At 68.5% G+C, this 2,296-nt stretch carries 1 protein-coding gene; it reads left to right on the top strand.

The genetic code is table 11. From position 1 onward, the window contains the following. The first annotated feature begins 170 nt into the window (after positions 1 to 170). Positions 171 to 1,961, top strand: a complete 1,791-nt coding sequence (locus HMPREF2883_RS00070; RefSeq protein ID WP_070658058.1) for a M20/M25/M40 family metallo-hydrolase — start codon at positions 171 to 173, stop codon at positions 1,959 to 1,961. Positions 1,962 to 2,296 lie beyond the last annotated feature (335 nt).

Here is a 2,296-nt window from a genome sequence, read left to right as displayed (position 1 = left end):
CCTGGTCGTCGCCTGGCCCAAGGCCTGAGCCGGCCACGCCTGGCACCGCCTTCGCTCCCCACGCCGCGCCCCGAGACCCTGTCCTCACCGCCGGCGAGCCGAAGGCGTGAAGGCGATTCCGCCCCTCCTCCCCCCATTCACCACCAACTCACGTCCGGAAGGTTGACACCATGACTGATCGCCGTTTGTCCGCGCCCGGTCTCGCCCGGCACCTGCTGGCCCCGATCGCCGCCCTACTGGGGCTGGTGGCGGGCCTGAGCGTCCTCATCCTGCCCTCCCCCGCACCAACCACCGCCGACCCGACCACGTTCTCCGCCGAGCGCGCCATGACCTCCATCAACCGCCTCGCCGACGAGCCGCACAGCGTCCTGCGTCGCGAGGCGCACGACCGGGCGCGCGAGGACGTCATCGGCATGTTCACCGACCTCGGCTACACCCCCACAGTGCACTCCGACCCGCTGTTCGACCTCAGCAACCCAAGGGCGAAAGAGACCTTCGATGCGCTGTCCGCCGAACAGCAGGCGGAGTTCAAGGAAACTCCAGCCGAGACGATCGTCGTCGACGTGCCGGGGAAGTCCGAGCGCACCATGGCGCTCATGGCCCACTACGACTCGGCCATAGGTGCTGAGCCGGACGGAGACAGCGTGCGCCTCACTGCCGGGGACTCCCACGGGGCGGGTGATGACGGCTACGGCGTGGCCGTCATCGTCGAGACGCTCCGGGCTCTCAAGGCCGAGGGGCGCCAGCCGGAGAACTCGCTGAAGATCGTCATCACCGACGCCGAGGAGGTCGGCCTCCTCGGCGCTACCAACGAGATGCGCCACCACCGCGCCGACTACGAGAACGTCGACCTCGTTCTCAACCTCGAGGCGCGCGGCACGAGCGGTCCGGCGCTCATGTTCGAGACCTCCGCGAACAACAGCGCCGTCACCGGCTACTTCCTCAGCCACGTGAAGCAGCCCGTGACCAGCTCGCTATTCCCCTCACTGTATGCGCGCATGCCCAACCTCACCGACATGACCGTCCTCATCCCCGAGGGCTTCACGGTGCTCAATATTGCGGCTATCGGGAACGCCGAGCACTACCACCACGCCACGGATGCCCCACGCTACGTCGACCACTCGACCGTCCAGCACTACGGCGACCAGGTCCTCGGCCTCACCCGGGCCTGGGCCTTCGACGGGCAGGCCCCCACGCTGACAGCCGACGGCGACCTTCACTTCTTCCAGCTGTGGCGGGGACTGACGGTGCGCTACCCGGCGGCGGTCGAAACAGGGCTGGGCTGCCTGGCCGTCATCGCGGCCCTCGGCGCCGTCGCGGTACGGGCCAGGTCGCTGCGCTGGAAGCGGGTCCTGGGCAGCGTCTGGGGCCTGACCTGGCGAGCCGTGTCCGTCTCCGCCGCTGCGGGGCTGGTGCAGCGTGGCGCGATGGCCATGGGGTGGGCACCCATCTACGGAGACGGGCCGAACCCGCTGCTGGTGTGGATGTTCGCCAGCGGGGCCCTCATCGGGGCCGGGCTCACGGCGCACTTCGTGGTGCGACGCTGGAAGGAGGGGATCGGGCAGGAGACTCTCGCCGCGGTGCTGCTCCTGCTGGCAGCCGCCTGCGTGCCGCTCATGGTGCTGGTACCCGGCACCGCCTACGTCTTGGTCCTCACCACGCTCGCCCTGGCGCTGACCGCACTGGCGCCACAGCGGATGCGGCCAGTGGTCGGGGCCCTGGCGGCCTTTATCAGCGTGGTGATCTTCGCACCCATGATCCTGCTCATCCACGAGATGCTCAGCCTCAGCGCGGTGTGGGTGACCGTGTTCTTCGCGATCGTGCCGGTGGCGCCGCTGGCACTCGTGCTCCTTCAGGCAGGTTCCCGGCGCGCCCAGCACACCACCGCGCGGACCAGCAACAGACCTGACACCGCTCTCAACGACGCTGCCGCTGCAAGTCCGGTCGCCGCGACAGCATAGGGCGACGTGATGGCATAAGACGACGCAGAAAGGAGCACCCGCGAGCACAGGATCTTCGGGGCCTCGGACCACTCCTGGTGAGCGGTCCGAGGCCCCGACCTGTTGAGCAGAGTAACTCAACAGCCCGAGCCGGCAACGACAGGGGCTGGTGCATGAGTCTCTTTCCGGGGTTTTCCACAGGGTGGCCTCTAGGCCTGGTCATGGAGCGTTGGGGCAGGTAGTGTCAATACACCGCTTGGACGGGCAGTGCCGCCCGGCCGGGCGGGATATGGAGTTGTTTCGGCGGCGAGGAGGCTTCCGCGATGAGTGCGTCCCTACGATCTGCTGCGCCCATA

This window comes from Actinomyces sp. HMSC075C01 (assembly GCF_001812965.1).
Taxonomy (GTDB): domain Bacteria; phylum Actinomycetota; class Actinomycetes; order Actinomycetales; family Actinomycetaceae; genus Actinomyces; species Actinomyces acetigenes.
This window is presented reverse-complemented; position numbering and strand designations above follow the sequence as displayed.

What these genes read in the sequence shown, in the direction of transcription:
- HMPREF2883_RS00070 (WP_070658058.1), top strand. Translation starts at nt 171, where the DNA reads ATGACTGATCGCCGTTTGTCCGCGCCCGGTCTCGCCCGGCACCTGCTG.